The 20,087-nt window shown below is 40.8% G+C and carries 17 protein-coding genes; 14 read left to right on the forward strand and 3 right to left on the reverse strand.

Features of this window, described 5'->3' with window-relative positions; genetic code table 11:
- Positions 1-428 precede the first annotated feature (428 nt).
- The 3 genes from L877_RS0104050 to L877_RS0104060 form a co-directional block, all read right to left on the reverse strand.
- Positions 429-1,697, reverse strand: a complete 1,269-nt coding sequence (locus L877_RS0104050; RefSeq protein WP_026834996.1) for a diaminopimelate decarboxylase — start codon at positions 1,695-1,697, stop codon at positions 429-431.
- Between the two features lie 83 nt (positions 1,698-1,780).
- Positions 1,781-3,040 (reverse strand): chloride channel protein, encoded by a 1,260-nt coding sequence (locus tag L877_RS0104055; RefSeq protein WP_026834997.1) that lies wholly within the window; start codon positions 3,038-3,040, stop codon positions 1,781-1,783.
- A 5-nt stretch (positions 3,041-3,045) separates the two neighbouring features.
- Positions 3,046-3,945 carry a hypothetical protein gene (locus L877_RS0104060; protein ID WP_026834998.1) on the reverse strand — a complete coding sequence of 300 codons (900 nt, stop codon included), beginning with the start codon at positions 3,943-3,945 and terminating at the stop codon, positions 3,046-3,048.
- Positions 3,946-4,171: 226 nt separating this feature from the next.
- Here L877_RS0104060 and L877_RS0104065 point away from each other — a divergent pair, with 226 nt between their 5' ends.
- From L877_RS0104065 to L877_RS12100, 14 genes are all read left to right on the forward strand, one after another.
- Positions 4,172-6,103: a DNA gyrase/topoisomerase IV subunit B gene (locus tag L877_RS0104065; RefSeq protein WP_026834999.1), complete on the forward strand. Its 1,932-nt coding sequence runs from the start codon at positions 4,172-4,174 to the stop codon at positions 6,101-6,103.
- Between the two features lie 17 nt (positions 6,104-6,120).
- Positions 6,121-8,391: a DNA gyrase/topoisomerase IV subunit A gene (locus L877_RS0104070; protein ID WP_026835000.1), complete on the forward strand. Its 2,271-nt coding sequence runs from the start codon at positions 6,121-6,123 to the stop codon at positions 8,389-8,391.
- Between the two features lie 104 nt (positions 8,392-8,495).
- Positions 8,496-8,765 carry a flagellar biosynthesis anti-sigma factor FlgM gene (locus L877_RS0104075; RefSeq protein ID WP_026835001.1) on the forward strand — a complete coding sequence of 90 codons (270 nt, stop codon included), beginning with the start codon at positions 8,496-8,498 and terminating at the stop codon, positions 8,763-8,765.
- A 30-nt stretch (positions 8,766-8,795) separates the two neighbouring features.
- Entirely contained in the window at positions 8,796-9,311 is a 516-nt protein-coding gene (locus L877_RS0104080; protein WP_026835002.1) for a flagellar protein FlgN, read from the forward strand.
- Positions 9,312-9,375: 64 nt separating this feature from the next.
- Positions 9,376-11,157: a flagellar hook-associated protein FlgK gene (gene flgK / locus L877_RS0104085; RefSeq protein ID WP_026835003.1), complete on the forward strand. Its 1,782-nt coding sequence runs from the start codon at positions 9,376-9,378 to the stop codon at positions 11,155-11,157.
- A gap of 49 nt (positions 11,158-11,206) precedes the next feature.
- Entirely contained in the window at positions 11,207-13,066 is a 1,860-nt protein-coding gene (locus tag L877_RS0104090; RefSeq protein ID WP_026835004.1) for a flagellar hook-associated protein FlgK, read from the forward strand.
- A 10-nt stretch (positions 13,067-13,076) separates the two neighbouring features.
- Complete coding sequence (locus tag L877_RS13385; protein WP_051437667.1) at positions 13,077-14,561, forward strand: flagellin N-terminal helical domain-containing protein; 1,485 nt, start codon at positions 13,077-13,079, stop codon at positions 14,559-14,561.
- Between the two features lie 168 nt (positions 14,562-14,729).
- Positions 14,730-15,182, forward strand: a complete 453-nt coding sequence (fliW, locus tag L877_RS0104100) for a flagellar assembly protein FliW (RefSeq protein ID WP_026835005.1) — start codon at positions 14,730-14,732, stop codon at positions 15,180-15,182.
- Positions 15,183-15,186: 4 nt separating this feature from the next.
- Positions 15,187-15,405, forward strand: coding sequence for a carbon storage regulator CsrA (gene csrA / locus L877_RS0104105; RefSeq protein WP_026835006.1), 219 nt, complete (start codon positions 15,187-15,189; stop codon positions 15,403-15,405).
- A gap of 186 nt (positions 15,406-15,591) precedes the next feature.
- A complete protein-coding gene (locus L877_RS12095; protein WP_051437668.1) occupies positions 15,592-15,996 on the forward strand; it encodes a flagellar protein FlaG in 405 nt (134 codons plus the stop codon).
- A 126-nt stretch (positions 15,997-16,122) separates the two neighbouring features.
- Positions 16,123-18,381: a flagellar filament capping protein FliD gene (gene fliD / locus L877_RS0104115; RefSeq protein WP_026835007.1), complete on the forward strand. Its 2,259-nt coding sequence runs from the start codon at positions 16,123-16,125 to the stop codon at positions 18,379-18,381.
- 122 nt (positions 18,382-18,503) lie between these two features.
- On the forward strand, positions 18,504-18,884 hold the full coding sequence (gene fliS, locus L877_RS0104120; RefSeq protein WP_026835008.1) for a flagellar export chaperone FliS: 381 nt from the start codon (positions 18,504-18,506) through the stop codon (positions 18,882-18,884).
- A gap of 49 nt (positions 18,885-18,933) precedes the next feature.
- On the forward strand, positions 18,934-19,422 hold the full coding sequence (gene flgN / locus L877_RS0104125) for a flagellar export chaperone FlgN (RefSeq protein ID WP_026835009.1): 489 nt from the start codon (positions 18,934-18,936) through the stop codon (positions 19,420-19,422).
- 14 nt (positions 19,423-19,436) lie between these two features.
- The gene (locus L877_RS12100; protein WP_084554761.1) at positions 19,437-20,075 is read left to right on the forward strand and encodes a DUF4230 domain-containing protein; all 639 of its coding nucleotides are present in this window, start codon (positions 19,437-19,439) and stop codon (positions 20,073-20,075) included.
- Positions 20,076-20,087 lie beyond the last annotated feature (12 nt).

Below are 20,087 nucleotides of genomic sequence, written 5' to 3' on the forward strand. Positions count from 1 at the left end.
TCAAAATTCTCAAATCTTGCCGTACTCTCCCCCAAATACGTCAAACACAAACCTCTCAATCCACGACGAGTACGGAAAAAAACACGAAATCAGGAAATCTAGCCGTACTTCCCCCAAAAAACTCTGAACGCAAAATTCTCAATTGCCGGTAAGTACGGAAAAACTTGCATAATCAAGATATCTAGCCGTACTTTTACCCCAAAATGCTGAACGCAAACCCATCACCTCCAAAACGAGTACGGAAAAATCAACTTCCAAGAATCATACTTCCCTGGCTTAAGAATTTTTCCTGTTAATTGTCTTACGACCGTAGGGAGTAAGACCAGCAATATGCGATTCCAAATTGTCTTACGACCGCAGGGTAAGACCAGCAATATGCGTTTCCCAATTTAAAAAGGGCTGTCACACAAGTGCGACAGCCCCATTAATTAATATTTCATATCTTTCAAAATATCACAGAAATCAAATGTTGCGAAGTAATCCTTTGGAGTCTCACCGCGGCGAATCATCTGCACAGAACCATCTTCTTTGAGAAGGAGTTCTGGGGACTTGAGCTTACCATTGTAATTGTAGCCCATTGCATATCCGTGAGCACCTGTATCGTGAATTACAAGATAGTCGCCGATATTAATCTCTGGAAGCATTCTATCAACTGCAAATTTATCATTGTTCTCACAAAGTGAACCAGTCACATCATACTTGTGGTCGCATGGCTCATTTTCCTTGCCAAGAACTGTGATATGATGATAAGCGCCGTAAATAGCCGGACGCATAAGGTCAACGGCACAAGTATTGAGGCCGACGTACTCCTTATAAATGTGCTTTTGATGGATGCACTTTGTCACAAGCTGGCCGTAAGGACCGAGCATGAAACGTCCCAACTCAGTAAAGATAGATACATCGCCCAAACCTGCAGGAACAAGAATCTTCTCGAACTGCTTGCGCACGCCTTCGCCGATTACAGCAATGTCATTAGGCTCTTTGTCTGGTGTATATGGAATTCCAACACCGCCGGAGAGGTTGATGAACTTGATGTTCACACCGGTTTTTTCCTTGAGCTCAACTGCAAGCTCGAAGAGTATGCCGGCAAGTGTAGGATAGTATTCATTAGTTACTGTGTTACTTGCGATAAATGAGTGGATACCAAAGTTCTTGGCACCGAGTTCCTTTAATTTTTTGAATCCCTCGATAAGCTGTTCCTTCGTAAATCCGTACTTGGCATCTCCGGGATTATCCATGATATCCGTACCAAGTTCAAAAACTCCGCCCGGATTATAACGGCAGCAGATTGTCTCCGGAATTCCCGTTAAATCATTGAGAAAATCGATATGTGTAAAGTCATCGAGGTTGATATATGCACCTAATTCATATGCTTTCTTGTACTCTTTTTCCGGAGTTACATTGGATGAGAACATGATATCTGTGCCCTTAAAACCAGTGGCCTCAGACAACATAAGCTCTGTATATGATGAGCAGTCAACGCCGCATCCCTCTTCCTGAAGAATTTTAAGAATAAAAGGATTTGGAGTTGCCTTTACAGCGAAGTACTCTCTAAAACCCTTGTTCCATGAGAATGCATTCTTAAGTGCGCGAGCATTGGCTCTGATGGCTTTTTCGTCGTAGATGTGAAAAGGTGTTGGATATGTCTTTTCTATTTCTTTGACTTGTTCCAAACTAAGTATTGTTTTCTTTTCCATTTTTATCTCCTTTTCTATGTTATGTTTTTACTTGTCTAGTATAAATTAAAAATATTTTCGTGTCAATAATTTCTTATTTGTAATTACTGAGTCTTTTTATCTATATAGTTCGAATTAAACTTGGAGTAGACAATTTTCTGACTGGTATATAATCCATAGTATCCTGAGACCATATAGCTGATTCCGCAAGCCAGCAAGAAGTATGCGCCGCCTGTAAAGCCAAAGAGCTCAAGGCATATCAGCAGCGAGGTGACAGGACAATTGGTAACACCACAGAATACGGCGCCCATTCCTACCGCCGTTGCAAGGCCAGCGTCCATGCCGATCATTTTTCCCAGAAAACATCCAAAGGATGCCCCGATAAAGAAAGAAGGCACGATTTCACCGCCCTTGTATCCGGCCACAATACACAAAACGGTAAATATAATCTTAAAAAGGAATCCGAGTGCTCGGTCATTCCCCTCCATACAAGCTGCGATGTAGTCGGTTCCCGCACCGTTGTACATCTGATTGCCGAGAATAAGTGTGATGACAAGTACTGTCGATCCAAGTATAAATGCTCTGAGATATTTGTTGGAAAGATATTTTTTCGCCAATACCTCGCCCTCTCGCAGTGAGATACAAAAAATGGTGGAGATTAATCCACAGCATGCAGCGAGCCCCGCCACTTGAAGAACTGTGATGATTTCAAGCCCGGAAAATGTTCCGATGTCATATTGCGGAGCCGGTGAGCCCAGGTGGTTTGCCACAAATCTCGCCGTAAATGAAGCGATGATGCATGGAAGAAGTGCAGAGTAGTGCATGATTCCCACACTTATCACCTCAAGTGAGAAAAATGAAGCGGCGATAGGTGTTCCAAACATTGCGGAGAATACAGCGGACATGCCCACCATTATTAGAGTTTTCTTGTCGGTTGAATCGAATTTAAATAGTCTTCCAAGATAGCTTCCAACAGAGCCACCCAACTGAAGTGCCGCTCCTTCGCGTCCTACAGAAGCCCCCACAAAGTGTGAAAATATAGTTGAGCAGAAAATAAGCAGGGAAACCCTAAGTGGAATCTCATCATCTGAGTGGATGGATGAGATTACCAAGTTGGTTCCCCTATCTTTGTCATCGTGCATAAGATGATATAAATATACTATCATCACCGCACCTATAGGCAATAGATATAATACCCAAGGGTGGTCAAGTCGGAAGGCTGTCACAAACTTGATACATTTTCCGAAGGTAACTCCGATGAGTCCCAGAAAAAGTCCCAATGCAAGTGACAGAACCATCCACTTAATCATAGTAAGATATCTATTGGAATTGTGTTTTATCTTGTGCTTAATCTGTTTATTCATGAGAATTACTTCCCAAAGCCAATGCTAGCAAGAGTAATTCCTGCCTGTGCTCTCAAGAGTGAATCGATCTTCTGATATCCTTCAGAAGTAATATCATTGAGCATCTTTCTGGAAGATGTATCTTCATATGTTGAAGTCATAGTCCAAGTATATGATGCATTTGGCTTAATACCTGAAAGTGCTGCCTGAGCTTTTCCGGTACATGCTCCTATTGAAGGAAGCCCAATTCCCAGTTTGTTGATCTCTGCTACAGTAATATTACCAACTGTCGGATTTGAGGCAGAAACTACGATTTCTACGGCCTTTTGCTCTGCAACAGTTGTAGCTGTTCCGTTAACCCATGCAAACTTAAATGAATTTGTAGAATTCTCATATACAGCATATGTTGAAGAACCATCTGCGTTTTTAACGATGATGATTCTGTCACCGTTCTCATTAACTGCAGTGCTTGAATTTACAATCTTCTTAAATGCATTGAACTTTGCAGCAGGTGTCTTAGCTGCCTTCATAGCATCTTTGTTCTTCTGAAGAGGTGTTCTTGTGTCAGGCAATTTCTTAACTTTGTAAGTTACAATGAGCTTACTCTTGCCCATCTTTGCAATGACACGGAACTTTCCGGTCTTAGCTTTTTTCTTGATTTTAACAGTGCACTTGCTGTTGTTCTTGCCGCTGACTTTAATCTTTGCGCGCTTCTTGGAGCTGATTTTCCACTTAACCTTTTTTCTTGCTTTTTTTACTTTAATAATGTGCTTCATGCCCTGTAAAATAGTTATCGTGCTTTTAGTCTTTACTGGGATGTAGATTTTGGCTGCATCTGCACTTCCTGCGCTGACTCCGAGAGAGCCGATTGTAAGAGCAGCTGCGAGTAGTGAACTTGATAATACTTTAATTCCTTTTTTAATCATATAATCGTTCCTTTCTGGAAAATCAATGTAAAAATAGTCCGACCTGTTTCATAATACATAAAGAAGAGATAAATTGTGCTATCTCTTCTTTATGTCTTGTCATATTATATATTAAATTATTTATCATTGCAAGTATTTTTGTAAAAAAAACACTTGAAAAAAAACTAATGTTCGATTATAATTACACTTGTATTGTAAAGATTATTACCTGAGAAAGAGGGAATCTATGGATAAGTACGATGGCAGTCAGATAGTTATACTAGAGGGATTGGAGGCTGTTAGAAAGCGCCCCGGAATGTATATAGGAAGTACCGGATCAAGAGGTCTTCATCATCTGATATGGGAAATTTTAGATAATGGTATAGATGAGCACCTGGCTGGGTTTTGTTCTGAGATTGGAATCACTCTTAAGAAAGATGGTGGAGTGGTAATCGAGGACAACGGACGAGGTGTTCCGGTTGATATACATCCAACTAAGAAGATACCGACTGTGAGAGTAGTATATACCATATTACACGCAGGCGGAAAGTTTAATAATACAGTATATAAGGTATCAGGAGGTCTTCACGGTGTGGGAGCTTCTGTTGTCAATGCTCTGTCCAAGAGTCTCATTGTCGAAGTTAGAAAAGACGGCAAAGTTTACAGAGACGAGTACAAAGATGGTGGTAAACCGGTTGTCAAGCTTGAGAAGGGGCTTCTTCCGGTTGTGGGAAAGTGTGCCAAGGGCAATACCGGAACGAAGGTCACTTTCTATCCAGATGACGAGATCTTCGAGACGACAACATTTAAGCCTGAGACTATTAAAAAGAAGTTAAAGGAGATAGCCTTCCTCAACAAGAATCTCAAGATTACGTTCTTTGATGAGAATTCAGGTGAGGAGAGAGTTTTCCTAGAAGAAGATGGTATAAAGAGCTATATCAATTACATCAATCGAGATACCAAGAAACTCCATGACGATGTCATTTATATAGAAGGCAGCAGTGGGGATATAGAAGTAGAAGTGGCATTTCAGTATGTTGATGAGTATACAGAGCAGATCAATTCCTATTGTAACCGCATCAATGTGACCGACGGTGGTACACTTGTAACCGGTTTCAAGATGGCTCTCACAAGAGTTATGAATCAATATGCGAGGGAATTGGGATATCTTAAGAACAACGAAGATAATTATGACGGCAAGGATATAAGAAATGGTCTGGTGGCCATTGTCTCCATTAAGCATCCGGATCCTCAGTTTGAGAGTCAGACCAAGAATAAACTGGGCAACACGGATGCCAAGACAGCAGTGGATGACGTATTTAGCGTTGAGGTTCAGAGATATTTGGACAAGAATGTCGAGACCTTGCGGACTATTTTAGATAATGTAAGAAAATCATATAAGGCGAGAACTGCCAGTGATAAGGCCAGAAAATCAGTTATGAAAGAACTCTTGAATGTTGATACCAAGAGTAAGCTGGCTGCATGCTCTTCGAGAAAGCCGGAGGAGTGTGAGATCTATATCGTGGAGGGAGACTCTGCGGGCGGAACTGTTAAGACAGCTCGCAACAGAAGAACTCAGGCGGTTCTTCCGCTCAGGGGTAAGATTCTCAATGTCGAGAAGGCTCCGCTGGAGAAGATACTACTCAACAACGAGATTAAGTCCATGATAGCATCTTTTGGATGTGGTATAGGAGATGATTTTGATATCACTAAGTTGAGATATGATAAGATTATTATCTTGACAGATGCGGATGTGGACGGCGCCCACATAAGTACCCTTCTTCTGACATTTTTCTATAGGTTTATGCCGGAACTTATATATCAAGGTAAGGTATATCGTGGACTTCCACCATTGTACAAGGTGGACTATGAAGACTATGAGAAGAAGAAAAAGGTCAAGAAGAGCGAGTACTTGTTTGATGATTTTGAACTCGAGAAGTTTAGAAAGAAGGGGTTAAAGATTAATTCCCTTCAGAGATATAAGGGATTGGGAGAGATGGATGATGTACAGCTTTGGGAGACAACACTCGATCCGGACAGCCGTATTTTGGCTCAGGTATCAATAAGTGATACAGTGGAGGCCGATGAGATTACGGGAATTCTCATGGGAAGCAATGTGCCACCTAGACGAGAATTTATTATGGAAGAAGCAAGGTATGCGGAGATTGATATTACGTAATACCGAAGGAGGAAGACATGGCTCATTCAGATGAGAACATTATTCAATTAGATTTCTCGGAAGAGATGAAGATTTCATATAGAAATTACGCTATGAGTGTAATTGTATCACGTGCCGTTCCGGATGTTAGGGACGGCTTAAAGCCGGTTCAGAGAAGAATTCTCTATGCCATGAAGGAGTTGTCATTGTCTCCGGACAAGCCACATCGTAAGAGTGCTCGTATAGTGGGAGATACCATGGGTAAGTATCATCCACATGGTGACAGTTCTATTTATGACGCTTTGGTTCATATGACAGAGGATTATTCCTTGAATGCTCCATTGGTGGATGGCCATGGAAACTTTGGCTCTATTGACGGAGATGGAGCAGCAGCGATGCGATATACCGAGGCCAGATTGTCAGAAGCTGCCATGACTATGCTCGAGAACCTTGAAAAGGGACTCGTTGACTTTGGACCGAACTTTGATGAGAGTGAGAAGGAGCCGCTGGTGCTTCCGGCTACCATTCCCAATCTCCTTGTCAATGGAACTACGGGAATTGCAGTTGGTATGGCCACCAATATACCACCTCACAATTTATCAGAGGTCGTCGATGCGGTTATTGCTTGTATGGACAGACCCGGCATCTCGATTCAAAAGCTCATGGATTACATCCCTGCTCCTGATTTTCCTACGGGGGGGATCATCACCAATGCTGCGGAGATTCCGGAGATTTATGAAAAGGGAGAGGGGCGAATTAAGCTTCGCGCCCGCACTGTTATAGAAAAGGGTGATTATGGCAGAACCAATATTGTAATTACCGAGATTCCATATACAATTTCAGGAAACAAGACCAAGTTGGTTGAGAACTTGTCGAGTCTTATGAAAGACAAGGTCTTTGACGAAATATATGATGTTCGAGATGAGTCCTCCAAAGAGGGTATTCGAATTGTAATAGAGGTCAAAAAAGACAGAGATATTGACAATTTGCTCAACGGTCTTTACAAGAAGACTCATATGGAAGACACATATGGCGTCAACCTCTTGGCTATTAGCAATCAGCAGCCAAAGCTCTTTAATCTCAAGGGGCTTATCGAGGAGTTTATTCTCTTCCAGGAAGAGCTATATACTAAGGAGTATAAGCACTTGTTAGCGAAGGCAAGAAACAGGCTGGAGGTTGTGGCAGGACTTATCAAGGCCACTGATGTCATCGATTTGATTATCGAGATTATCAGAGGAAGCTCTACAATTAAGCAAGTTAAGGCATGTCTTACCAAGGGAGAGACAGAGGGAATTAATTTTAAGTCCAAGGAGTCTAAGAAGCAAGCTGCAGAGCTTGATTTTACTGAAGTACAGGCCGATGCTATATTGGCTATGCAGCTCAGCCGATTGATTGGACTTGAGATTCTAAAGCTCCATCAGGAGAATGATGAATTGCTTGCCAAGATAGCAGAGTACGAGAAGATTCTCTCAAATAACAAGGAACTATATAAGGTTATAAAAGCTAAGCTTCGCGAATACAAGAAGAAGTTTGGCCGTGAGAGAAGGACAACGCTTGAGGATGTGGTAGCCAAGGCCTATGTAGAGGAAGTAAAAATCGAAGATATCTATGTTTGCATGGATAGATTTGGATATACTAAGTCTCTTGACGAGGCGGCATTCTTGCGAACCTCCGAGGAGGCGAGAGAGGAATTCCCTCACATTATGAGGATGCAGAACACCGATAAGATCTGTATATTTACCAACAAGGGAAATATGCATCAGGTCAAAGCAGACAAGATTCCAAGGTGCAAGTTGCGAGATAAGGGAAGTCTTATTCACACGCTTACCAAGATGGAAAATGACGAGGAAGCAGTGTTATATATTCCATTTGAGGAACTTTTCGAGAGTATACTCATGTTTGTAACCAAGAGTGGATATATTAAGTTGGTGTCAGGTGCAGAGTTTGATACCAATAGGCAGGTTATCAGCGCAACAAAGCTCGATGGTGATGACGATGAAGTTGTGGCAGTTGAGGCTTTAGTTGGCTCCGATATTATCGATGCCAACAAAAAAGTTATTATTCTGACGGAAAAGGGACTTTCTCTTGGATTCTCTATTGGCGAGGTCAAGGAACTTAAGAAAACCAGCCGCGGAATTAAAGCGATTACGCTTGACAAACAGGATAGCATCAAATATTCTACAGTAGTAGATGTGGATGCAGAGTCCTTTGAAGTCGACGGCAAGATGCTCAGTGCCAAGAAAGTCAGAAACCGCAAGAGAGCTGCCAAAGGACAAAAAGCTGTACTCGCTTTAGACCAGAAAAAATAAAAAATTAGAAAACATATTAATTATTTTTTGAACTTATCCGATACATAGTTTAGAAACATAGTTGATATGTTTTTTATTTTCAAAACAGAATGGAGGAACCCGATATGAGAATAGATGCTTATATGCAGGTAAACCAAGTTTATAAACCAAACAAAGTAACACCTACTAATACAGCATCCCAAGTAAGCAAGGGCGACAGCTTTACACTATCTGGATTTGCAAAGGACTATCAGATTGCCAAGCAGGCTACATCTGAAGCTTCAGATATCAGAGAGGATAAGGTCAATGACATCGTGGAGCGAATGAAGTCAGGTACTTATAACGTTCCGATTGAGGATGTTGCAGATAATTTAGTCGGAAGATTATTAGGATAATGTTCCGTTGATTTGGTAGGAGGGTATTTCGTGGCGAGTTTACTTGAAGAATTAATTAACACTCTTGAAAGAGAAGAGAAGTTATATGCCTCCCTAATTCCAATAGAGGAGGATAAGATTAGAGCAGTTATTGCCAACGATCTTCGTGCCTTAGAGAGGATAACCGGTGAAGAACAAAAGATGGTTGATGAAATCGGCATCTTAGAAAATAAGAGAGAACAGGTATCCCTTGATATGGCAACAGTTTTGGGAAAGAGACCGGGAAGTATTAATCTTCAACAGATTGCTGACAGTCTCGATAAGCAACCAGAGGATCAGAAAAGGCTGAGAGAGATTCATGATAAGATGCGAAGGACCGTTGATAGAATGAAAGAACTCACAGCCCAGAATCAAGATTTGTTGACACAAGCTCTTGAAATGGTTGAGTACAATATAAATGTAATGAGAAGTACACGGATGTCTTCGGGAAGTAGCAATTATTCGAACAATGCAGCTCAGGTTGATATGTTTGATGAAGGAGCTGGAATGTTTGATGCTAAGCAGTAGATGCGCGGAGCACCGTGTACTTCTATTGTGTAAATAGATAGATTTGGAAAGAGAGGTGATCTGGATGTCAGGATTATTGACAAGTTTTAATGCAGGAGTGTCTGGTCTACAATCTGCTCAGACTTCATTGAATACAACTGCACATAACTTAGCTAATGCAACAACAAAGGGATACACGAGACAGCAGACAATCATCGCGGACTCTTTTTACAAAAATGCATTTGGATCACATGGAAATCCAATCCAAGTTGGAATGGGAACAACGATTGTAAACACCCGTCAGATTAGAAACAGCTTCTTGGATGATCAGTATAGAATGCAAGTTGGTAAGCAGAGTTTCTATGAGGCAAACTACTCGGCGGTAGGTGAGTTGGAGGAACTCTTCGGAGAAATGGAGGGCGAAGAATTTGTTCAATCCCTCAATGATCTTTGGGTGGCAGTTGACAACTTATCTAAGGAGCCGGACAATATTGTTTACAGAAGTGCGTTGGTATCTCAGGCGGGACAATTTGCTGATCGCGCCAGCATCCTCAGACAGGAACTGGTGAACTATCAGAACAACATGAATCAGGAGGTCCTTGCACAAGTCAAGGATATCAATGATATTGTTTCAAAGATTCGCGATACCAACATATTGATTAGAAAATACGAAGCGGCAGGTAATAATGCCAATGACTATAGAGATGAGAGAAATATACTCTTAGATAAGCTTGGAACTTATATTGACTTTGATGTAACCGAGGAAATTGATGGAACGATTTCCATTCTCTCGGAGGGAGATTATCTCCTCTCATCAGAGACTCAATTCAAGTTGTCAACCGCATATGAGAGCGAAGAATCCAGGCTTCTCAAGCCGGTTAGAGCATCAGGAGGGGACTTTTTCATCAGAGGAGAGCTTAACTACTCGGCGGAAAATAACTCAGACATTGGTTCTCTCAAGGGAATTTTGGTTGCCAGAGGAAATCGTGAGGGAATTTTCACCGACATGCCACAGCGCCCTAAGCGAACAGATTTTATGGATGCCACAGGAAACCTGGATACGGCTGCATATAACAGAGCTTTAGAGGACTATGGCAATGAAGTTGGTATTTATTCATCTACAGTTGCACCTTCAGTGATTATGAGGACTGAAGCACAGTTCGACCAATTGGTACACGAAGTTGTAACTCTTATTAATGACAAGCTATGTCCTAACAAGACTCTCACATTGGAGGATGGATCCACAATCCAAGTTTTAGATGAGGAAAATGCTCCGATAGGTGATGACGCAGACAAGAGTATAGGCATAGAACTATTTACGAGAAGAAATGTTGATCGCTATGAAAAAGTGACAGTTAATGCGATAAATGATGAGGGACTTCTCCAGACTATGGAGGTTTACAAGTATAATGAGGAGGATTACAATGACATCCATACTCTATATACAGCAAGTCAGATTGAGGTCAACCCAGAACTTGAGAAAGACCCATCCAAGTTGCCACTCAATGCCAATCCTAAAACAGGCTTTGTAGATGGATTCGTAAGCCATATTTGTAAAAGCCTTATGGATGAATGGCACAGTGGAGAATTATCTCTGGATCCCACATCACTTGCGACTTACAGTTTTTCGAATTATTATAATTCGATGATAGGTGAATTTGCCACTCAGGGAAATGTATGGAATGGAATTATTGAAAATCAGGAAGTTACAGTAAAGGCAGTTGAAGATCAGAGACAGGATATCATGGGAGTTTCATCGGACGAGGAACTTGCCAGCCTGCTTAAGTATCAGCAATGCTACAATGCATCGTCTAGATATATAACTGTTATTGATCAGATGCTGGAACATTTGATAGAGAGATTGTAAATGCTCGAGGAACATTTTTCAATTACGAGAAAAAGAGGAGGTAAGAGCTATGGGAACATTTGACGGATATGATATAGCAAGATCTGGAATACATGCCTACAGTGCATCCATGCAAACTGCTGCTCATAACCTTGCCAACATAGGTACAAAGGGGTATTCAAAGCAGGTTGTTAATGTTACAGCGCAGACTAGAAATATCAGCTCGATTAAGGTACAGGGATCCGGAGTTTTTGCAAGTGATATTGAGAGACAGCACAGTGATTACTATGATACCAAGTATGAAGCAAGCAATTCAACTTATAACAAATATTCTACAAGTTCATATTATCTCACCGAATTAGAGAGATACATATATGCGGCCGATGAGACAGAAGGTGGCTTGACTACATCTTTTGACAATTTGTGCAAGACACTCAGTGCTACAATTGCAGACGGCGGAAATATGACACGTCGCCAGGAGATACTCACTTATGCGGAGACTTTTACTGAATTTATACAGGACTCAGCCAACAATCTCAAAAGTCTGCAGGCAGAGGCCAATATCGAGATAAAGAATGCCGTTGAGCAGGTAAATGCTCTGGCGGAAAAGATTGCCACAGTCACAGGTCAGATTAATAAACTTGAGAGCTACGGAAATACGGCCAATGATCTTCGAGATCAGAGAGCAGTTCTCCTGGATGAGCTGTCTGATTTTTGTCACATCGATGTGGTAGAGAAACCACCGGCAGATGGAGTTGGTGGAAATCAATTCTTAGTATACGTAAACGGTGGAATTCTCGTAGATACTATTCAGACCAACAAATTGATTTATACTGAGACGGAAATCATGAAGGGGCAGAATGATATTAAGGGCCTCTACAATGTGACCCGAGAAAATGGAACGCCATTTGATCAATATAGCACAGCACTTGGAGGAAAACTTCAGGCACTGTTCGAGATAAGAGATGGCAATAATACAGAGGCTTTAAAGGGAACAGCCGAGTCTCTGATGGAGAATTCAGATGGAAAATTGGTTTTAAAAATCAATAATGCATCAATTAATGATATAAGAAAATTATCGATTCCTCAGGAAAAAGGGGAAATAAATATAATTAGCTCAACATATACCTATGAGAGTTTTTCAGTGGAGCCGGAGGATGACGGAACATTTACATATTCCTTTGTATTGAATGCAAATACAACCTTGGAAGAGGCCAGAGGTTTGCGAAGCGCCGTGGACAGAGGGGCGACGGTCTCGATAGGACAGGATGTGGACTTCAAGGGAATTCCGTATTATATGGCTCAGCTCAACGAATTTACGAGAACCTATGCTCAGAGATTCAATGACATCCACAAGGAGGGATTTGATGCTTCGGGGAAGAGCGGAATTGATGTATTTAATGCGACAATTCCTACTACTGGTGAGAATTTTACGTTTGCAGACAAGTCGGGGGAGGTCCCTGCAGCCTTTGATTCAATGCCGGCTGGGAGCGCAGACGGTACATACAAGGGAAGCTATTATTATATGACAGCTCTAAATGTATGTATTACCAAAGAAGTTGCTGACGACCCTACCAAGCTTGCCTTTAATCAGATGGCCAATTCGGGAGAGTCAGAGAGCTTGAATTTGCAGAGATTATCCGCACTGAAGGATGATTCCAAGATGTTTCTCAGAGGAGCACCGGATGCATTCCTCCAAGCTATGACTACAGATGTGGCAGTGGATGCCAGAAAGATGATTACGTTGGAAACAAGTCAGAAAAATATTCGCGACGCGGTTGATATAAGGAGACAATCTATATCTGGAACAGATGAGGATGAGGAGACACAGGACCTCGTCACTTACCAGAATTTGCTGTTTAATCAGTACAAGGTTCTTTCAGTTATGAACGAAGTCCTTGACAAGTTGATTAACGGAACAGCGGTATAGGAGGTGCCATATGAGAATTACTAACAATATGATGAGAAATAATGCACAACTCCATATTCAGAAGAATAAGGTGGCTTACAATAAGTATTTTGAACAGTTCTCTTCTCAGAAGAAGATTCAAAAGCCATCAGATGATCCTACAATTGCCGTAAGATCACTTAAGTTTCGTACGACACTTGTAGAAGTCCAGCAGTACCGTGCGAATTGTCGAGATGCAGAAGGGTGGATGGATGCCACAGAAGAGCCTATGAAGAAGGCGAATACTGTGTTGGATACCATGATTGATTATGTTACACAGGCAGCAAATGGCACCAATACATATGATGACAGAGAGACTATTGCAAAGCAGTTGAGACAGAATGCGGACTTTATATTCCAGCAGAATGCCAACTCAGACTTTGCAGGAAGATATCTCTTTACGGGATACAGAACTGATGTGCCACTATTATTTAGTGCAAATCAGAGCAATGCTACATATACAATTTCTGAAAATTTGGAAGTTGAATCCATCAGATCATTTTCATATGTATACGGTGGCGCGGCTTTTGACGAGACAAAAACTGCGGATGAATATGCTTCAGATGCACCTGAGTATTTGTCATCACACAGGATTCGAGTTTCTTATCAGGATTGTGATGATTCAGATGTTCAGGTTACATATAAGGATGCCGACGGAAACGAAGTAAGCGTCACTGCCACCGTGAAGAAAATAGCAGATGATGCGAAGTTCAATGACCATTATAAACCGGGTGATGGGGAGATATATTTTGTTCCAGAAACCGGTGAGTTGGTATTTGGCGATGGAATATATGACTCAGTGAGAGCCGGTTCGGATTTGAATGTTTCATACTCCAAGACGAATTTTAAGGAAAATGATATTAGACCGGAACATTACTTTGAGTGTACTTCGGTTGACAATGAAACGGGAGTGACGAAGAATTTTTCTGCAACAAGAGAGCAGGAAATCAATTATCAGATAAATTTCAGTCAGAACCTGACGGTTAATACACTGGGATGTAATGCATTTGATATGGATGTAAATAGAATTGTAGATAGTATCTATGAGGTGATTCAGAACTTGGAGATTACTGAGAAGGATCTTCAGAACGTGAACAAGAGAATCGCTGATTGTAATCAGGATGATACTGCTACGCTTGAGAAGTTAAATGAGCTCAAGAAGCAAATTGAGTCCAAGATGACTCTTCAGAATACAGTTTTGACAAACTCATATTCAGAGGCTATAACGGTATTTCAACAAGCGAAAAACACACTAAATGTGGCTGTTGCCGATCACGGAGCCAGATATGCCAGAATGAAGATGACAGAATCAAAGCTTGAGTCATTGGAAATTGACACTAAAGAGTCCAAGAGCGAGAACGAAGAAGTGGATCTCGAGGAGGCATATGTAAACTATACCGAGGCAGATCTTCTGTATCAGGCATCGTTGCAGGCGACTTCCAAGATACTCGGTTCTTCGCTATTAAATTACATATAATATTAGGGCTTTAACATTGCAAAAAAAGTTGATAATATCGCTGGAATATAGTAAAATAGTATTGTGATTTATCATATGTCGTGTAACAGTTAACAAGGAGACAAGGTGGTTTGGTTTATAATCATCGACAAGAGAAGAGTGCGATGATTAGGAAATGAGAGGTGTTTCATGTTAGTAAAGACAAAATATTTTGGGGAAATTGATCTTACAGATGACAAGATTATCACTATGGAACGTGGACTTATGGGATTTGAAGATTATAAGAATTATACCATACTCTTTGATTCAGAAAAAGAGAAGACTACGATATCATGGTTTCAGAGTCTTGATGAGCCGGGACTTGCAATCCCTGTTATTAATCCGCTAATTGTAAAGCCGGATTACAATCCTGTAGTTGAGGATGAGTTGTTAAAGGGAATGGGTGAGTTGACAGAAGAAAATTTGGTTATTCTTCTCACTATGACAGTTCCATCTGATATCACTCAGATGACAGTTAATCTTATGGCACCAATCATTATTAATTCTGATACCCGCAAGGGAGCCCAAGTTATCGTTGAAAACGACGACTATGAGATTAAATACAAAGTATATGACAAGCTGAAGTCAGAAGATAAGGAGTGATATTATGTTAGCGCTTGCAAGAAAAGTCAATGAATCAATTATTATAAATGACAACATTGAGATCACAATCTTGGATGTAAAGGGTGATCAGATTAAGATAGGAATTGATGCGCCAAAGAGCGTACCTATCTACAGAAAAGAGATTTATTCTCAGATTCAACAGGCTAATGTAGAAGCAGCTAATGGAGCAGACCCTGCAGCGCTTTCACAGTTGTTGAAATAAATTTAATATAGCATTTGTCCCCTCTCCCATTATAGGAGAGGGTTTTTTTGTAAAATATTCTGATTGTGTCGGAATATTTTATTTCAAGATGTTAACTATTTCTGAAAACATGCCGATAAGTAAAATGAGGACTCTAGATGTATTTTTAATTAAGAATACAAATAACTACACATGGAGGTGTTAAGTATGGAAATTGAGAAGATTGCCGGCGGAAACTCAAATTATTCTGCAAAAGAAGTCGCCACTCAGTCAGCAGTAGCAACTTCAACAAGTAGTGAGATTCAAAAGTTTAATAGGCAGGATAAAAGGGTCGAGAAGTCGGAAGAAAGTGACAAGCAAGAAGGTTACAACGAGAAGAAAAAGCGTGCAGCTAGTGAAGCAACAATCGAGGATGCTGTAAAGAGTGCCAATCGAAAGATGGATAAGACAAGATGTGAATACTCATACCATGAGAAGACGCATCGAGTTTCTATCAAGGTTATTGACTCTGAAACAGATAAAGTTATTCGTGAGATTCCACCTAAGGAGTCCCTTGATATGCTTCAGAAAATGTGGGAGATGGCTGGCATCCTAGTTGACGAGCGTAGATAGATTGCGGGTTTTGTATTCTTGCTTCAAGTGCAAGTACACGTGCTCTTGGTGCAAAAGGAGTTGCTAACAAGAACATTTAGGAGTGTCAATGTGTAACAGACATATCCTAGGATCGGAGGAAATAGTATGGCGATAAGATTATCAGGATTAGCATCCGGCTTGGACACAGAGGCATTAGTCGGTGCTCTGATGTCTGCACAAAGTCTGAAAAAGACTAAGGTCGATAATGCTAAAACCAAATTGGAATGGAAGCAGACAAAGTGGACAGATTTGAATTCAAAATTATATAAGTTGTACACTGAGCAGGCTTCCAAGTTGAAACTGCAGAGTACTTATAATGCAAAGAAAGCATCTGTATCAGATGCAAGTAAGATATCGGTGACAGCCTCTAACTCAGCTACTAATGGTAGCTATGTGATGGAGGTAAGTCAGATTGCCACATCGGAGTATCTGACTGGATCTGCGCTTAAGAATGTGAATTCTACAAGCACAAAGTTGGCAGATATTGATCCAAGTCTTGTTGATAAGAGAATTACTGTTACAACAGGAGTTGGGGATTCAGCCAAATCAACTGATATTGAGATAACTGCAAATACAACAATAAGTGATTTTGTCAACAGCTTGAAGAGTGCAGGAATTAATGCCAATTTTGATACTACTCAGAAGAGATTTTTCCTTAGTAGTAAGGAAAGTGGAATGTCTAATTCCTTTACCATTACTTCTTCGGGAATTACTTCAGAAGAGTTGACTAAGAGAAATGCGGTTCTAGAGGGAATCGGATACGATAGCATGAATAGTTCCGACAAGAAAAAAGTTGATTCATACATTAAGACTTTACAGAGTTCCGGTGTTGGAACAGATGCATATAATACAGCTCTTGATGGTTTGGCTAAAGTATCCTATGACTCAAAGAATGCAGCAGCAGGGGATGCAGCTACAAAGTATGTGAAGGCAAAACTTTATACTGATAATTATGACAGGATAAAGTCAGAAGCTGAAGATTCTTTGCGAGGAAGGTACTATGACAAGGATGGCAATCCAGTTGGCCAGAACAAAGACATATATGCTTATAGATATGATACTATGAGTGAAGCTGCAAGAGCGGAGACCGGCCAGACTAAGGAAGAGTACATCGCTGCACATGTCAAGGAAGATTTTGACAAGGCAGTCAAGGAAAAGGCGGATTCAGATATTGTTGCATTTGTCAACAAAGAGGTTAGCACTAACAGTGAAGTGAAGACAGATATTGAAGCTCTTACATATTCAGGAATGTCAGAGAGCGAGATAAGAGCAGGACTCAGTGAGGATGCCCTTGATAAGTTCTACAAGACAGGCGGAGAAGTTAGTGTATCTGGTTTCTCTGGAATGGAAGGCATTACTGAGGATTCAATCAAGTCAAGTATTACATCAGCTGTAAGTGATTATGCTTCAATCGAAGAGAGATCATATTCTCTTGGAGGCTCTGCACTTACAGGATTGGGACTTGCTGATATCACTACAGATGCTGAGGGCAAGGCTGTTATTAACGGCGGAGCAGGTGGTCCAAAGGGCATGGCATTTATCGGTGCTAGCGATAGCATTATCAAGCTCAATGGAGCAGAACTTACTTCAGAGTCAACTACTGTTTCTGTCAATGGATTGAGTATTACGCTCAATAATACTACTGCTCCGGGTGAGACTGTTAAGTTCACTGTGGGCAATGATGTAAGTGCAGTTTATGACACAATTAAAACTGCCCTGAATCAGTATAATGAGATTATCAGTGAGATGAATAAGTTGTATACTGCATCTTCTGCAAAGGGATATGAGCCACTGTCCAAAGAGGAGAAGAAGGCCATGTCGGAGGACGAAATCAAACTCTATGAGGACAAGATTAAGGACTCACTTTTCAGGGGAGACAGCACACTTAATGGAATAATTATGGCAATGAAAGGCGCTATGCAATCTACATTCGAAGTGGATGGACAGAAGTACTCTCTTTCTTCATTTGGAATTACCACATCAAATGATTGGACTGAAGGTGGAAAGTATCACATCTACGGCGACAAGGATGATGCCACATTTGGAGATCGCCAAGACAAGCTTAGAGCGGCGCTGGAAAATGATCCGGAGACGACGATGCGAGCATTGTCGGGAATCTTCGGAAATCTCAGTAGCGCTATGAATTCTAAGATGGCATCGAGCAGTGTGAGTAGTGCATTGACATTCTATAATGATATTAAGATTAAAGACGAACTTAAGAATTATACAAAGGAAATCTCTGACTGGGAGACAAGGTTGGAGGAAATAGAAGAAAAATATTACAAACAGTTCTCCAAGATGGAGTCGGCAATGGCGAAGCTTCAGGCGCAACAGACCAACTTGTCGTCACTGTTTGGCAATTGATAATTTGGCATTGGGTGGTTTGGTTTGAACTATGACGGTCGCCCTTGTGGCAGAGAGTGCCACAGGGCGATTGTATATTGCACAACCCCGTTCTTTGGGGGAGTTTCAGGGAGGACAAAATTATGAATACAAACATGGCAGATTCTTATAAGACAAACGCGATATTAACAGCATCACCGGCAGAGCTTACGCTTATGTTGTACGATGGTGCAATCAAGTTTTGTAATATAGCACTGATAGCATTGGAAAAAAATGATTATGGAAAATGTAATGAGAATTTGAAAAGAGCACAGGATATAATTTTGGAATTCAGAATTACACTAGATCACAAGTATCCTGTTTGGGAAGACTTTGACAGAGTCTTCGAATACATATATAATTGTCTTATAGATGGAAATATTCACAAGGACAAAGAGATGATAGAAGAAGGACTAGGTAGGATTAGAGAGATGCGAGACACTTGGAAAGAAGTGATGCAGCTTAACAATCAAAAGGTGGACTAGTTTGTGGTATGCCATCAGTGGTTCAGGCATTTGAGACAGGAGGCAGTTTATGGTAAAGAACGATTCGATTTATGTTGGTATGATGACCGATTCTTTGCATAGAAAGAAGAGGGTGTTAAAGTCCATATATGAGTTGACATGTGAGCAAGAAAAGGCACTAAAAGCTGACGAACTAGACTATGATAAGTTTCAGGAGATAGTCGATGAGAAGGGGAAGCTGATAGATGAACTTACTCAGATCGACAATGGATTCGATTCACTGTTCAAGCGAATGGAGGCAGTGATAAAGGCCAATAGAGATGCATATAAAAGTGATATTTTGACAATGCAGGATCTGATTAGAGAGATATCCGAGTTGGGTATACAGATTCAGGCATTGGAAAAGCAGAATAGCGAGCACTTTAAAATATATCTTGCCAATGAGAAAAAAGAGATAAAAAGCTTTCATATGAATAGAAAAATATCCGAAGGATATTATCAGCATATGGCCAATACTCATCAGGCAGAGCAGTCATATTTTTTTGACAAAAACAAATAATAAGGAGACATTTAATGTTAGGCAATAACAATACGGAAGAGAAAACAAAGGGTATTTTAGGTAGACTTTTAGAGAAGATATATGGTAAATTTATAGGTATAATAATAGTCGCGGTGATTGCCGCGGCTATTGGTGTGCTAGGGACTACTATCTGGCAGAAGTATAACACGCAGGACAAGACTATAGCCATTGGCTTTGAGGATATCGGAGAACTGGCTACTCAGGAGTCAAGGGTGACAAAGGTAAAGAGTGTGGATAAGTCGATGGACTTTTTCGGACTATTTGACATGCCTTTCACCCACTCCAATGTTATTTTTAGCTATGACTTTGAGATTAAAGCCGGATATGATTTTTCTGAGATAAAGTGGGATGTTGACGAGGAGAAAAAGGTAGTTATGGTCACGCTTCCACAGGTGAAAACTTTTGGATCCAGAATTGACCCCAAGTCATTTAAAGTATATAATGAGAAGAGCAGTGCTTTCAATCCGATTAAGCTAAAGGAGTTTGGAGAAGAGACGACTAAGATGAATGTAGAAGCTGAGAAGGAAGCTATAGAGGCGGGACTTCTTGACAAGGCCAGAGTTAATGGAGAAAAGCTTATAACTGGTATGCTGAAACAGCATTTTGAGGATTATAGAATAGAGTTTAAATAATTATTTAAAGAG

The sequence above is a fragment of the Eubacterium xylanophilum ATCC 35991 genome (genome assembly GCF_000518685.1).
In the GTDB taxonomy this organism is placed as follows: Bacteria; Bacillota; Clostridia; order Lachnospirales; family Lachnospiraceae; genus Eubacterium_F; species Eubacterium_F xylanophilum.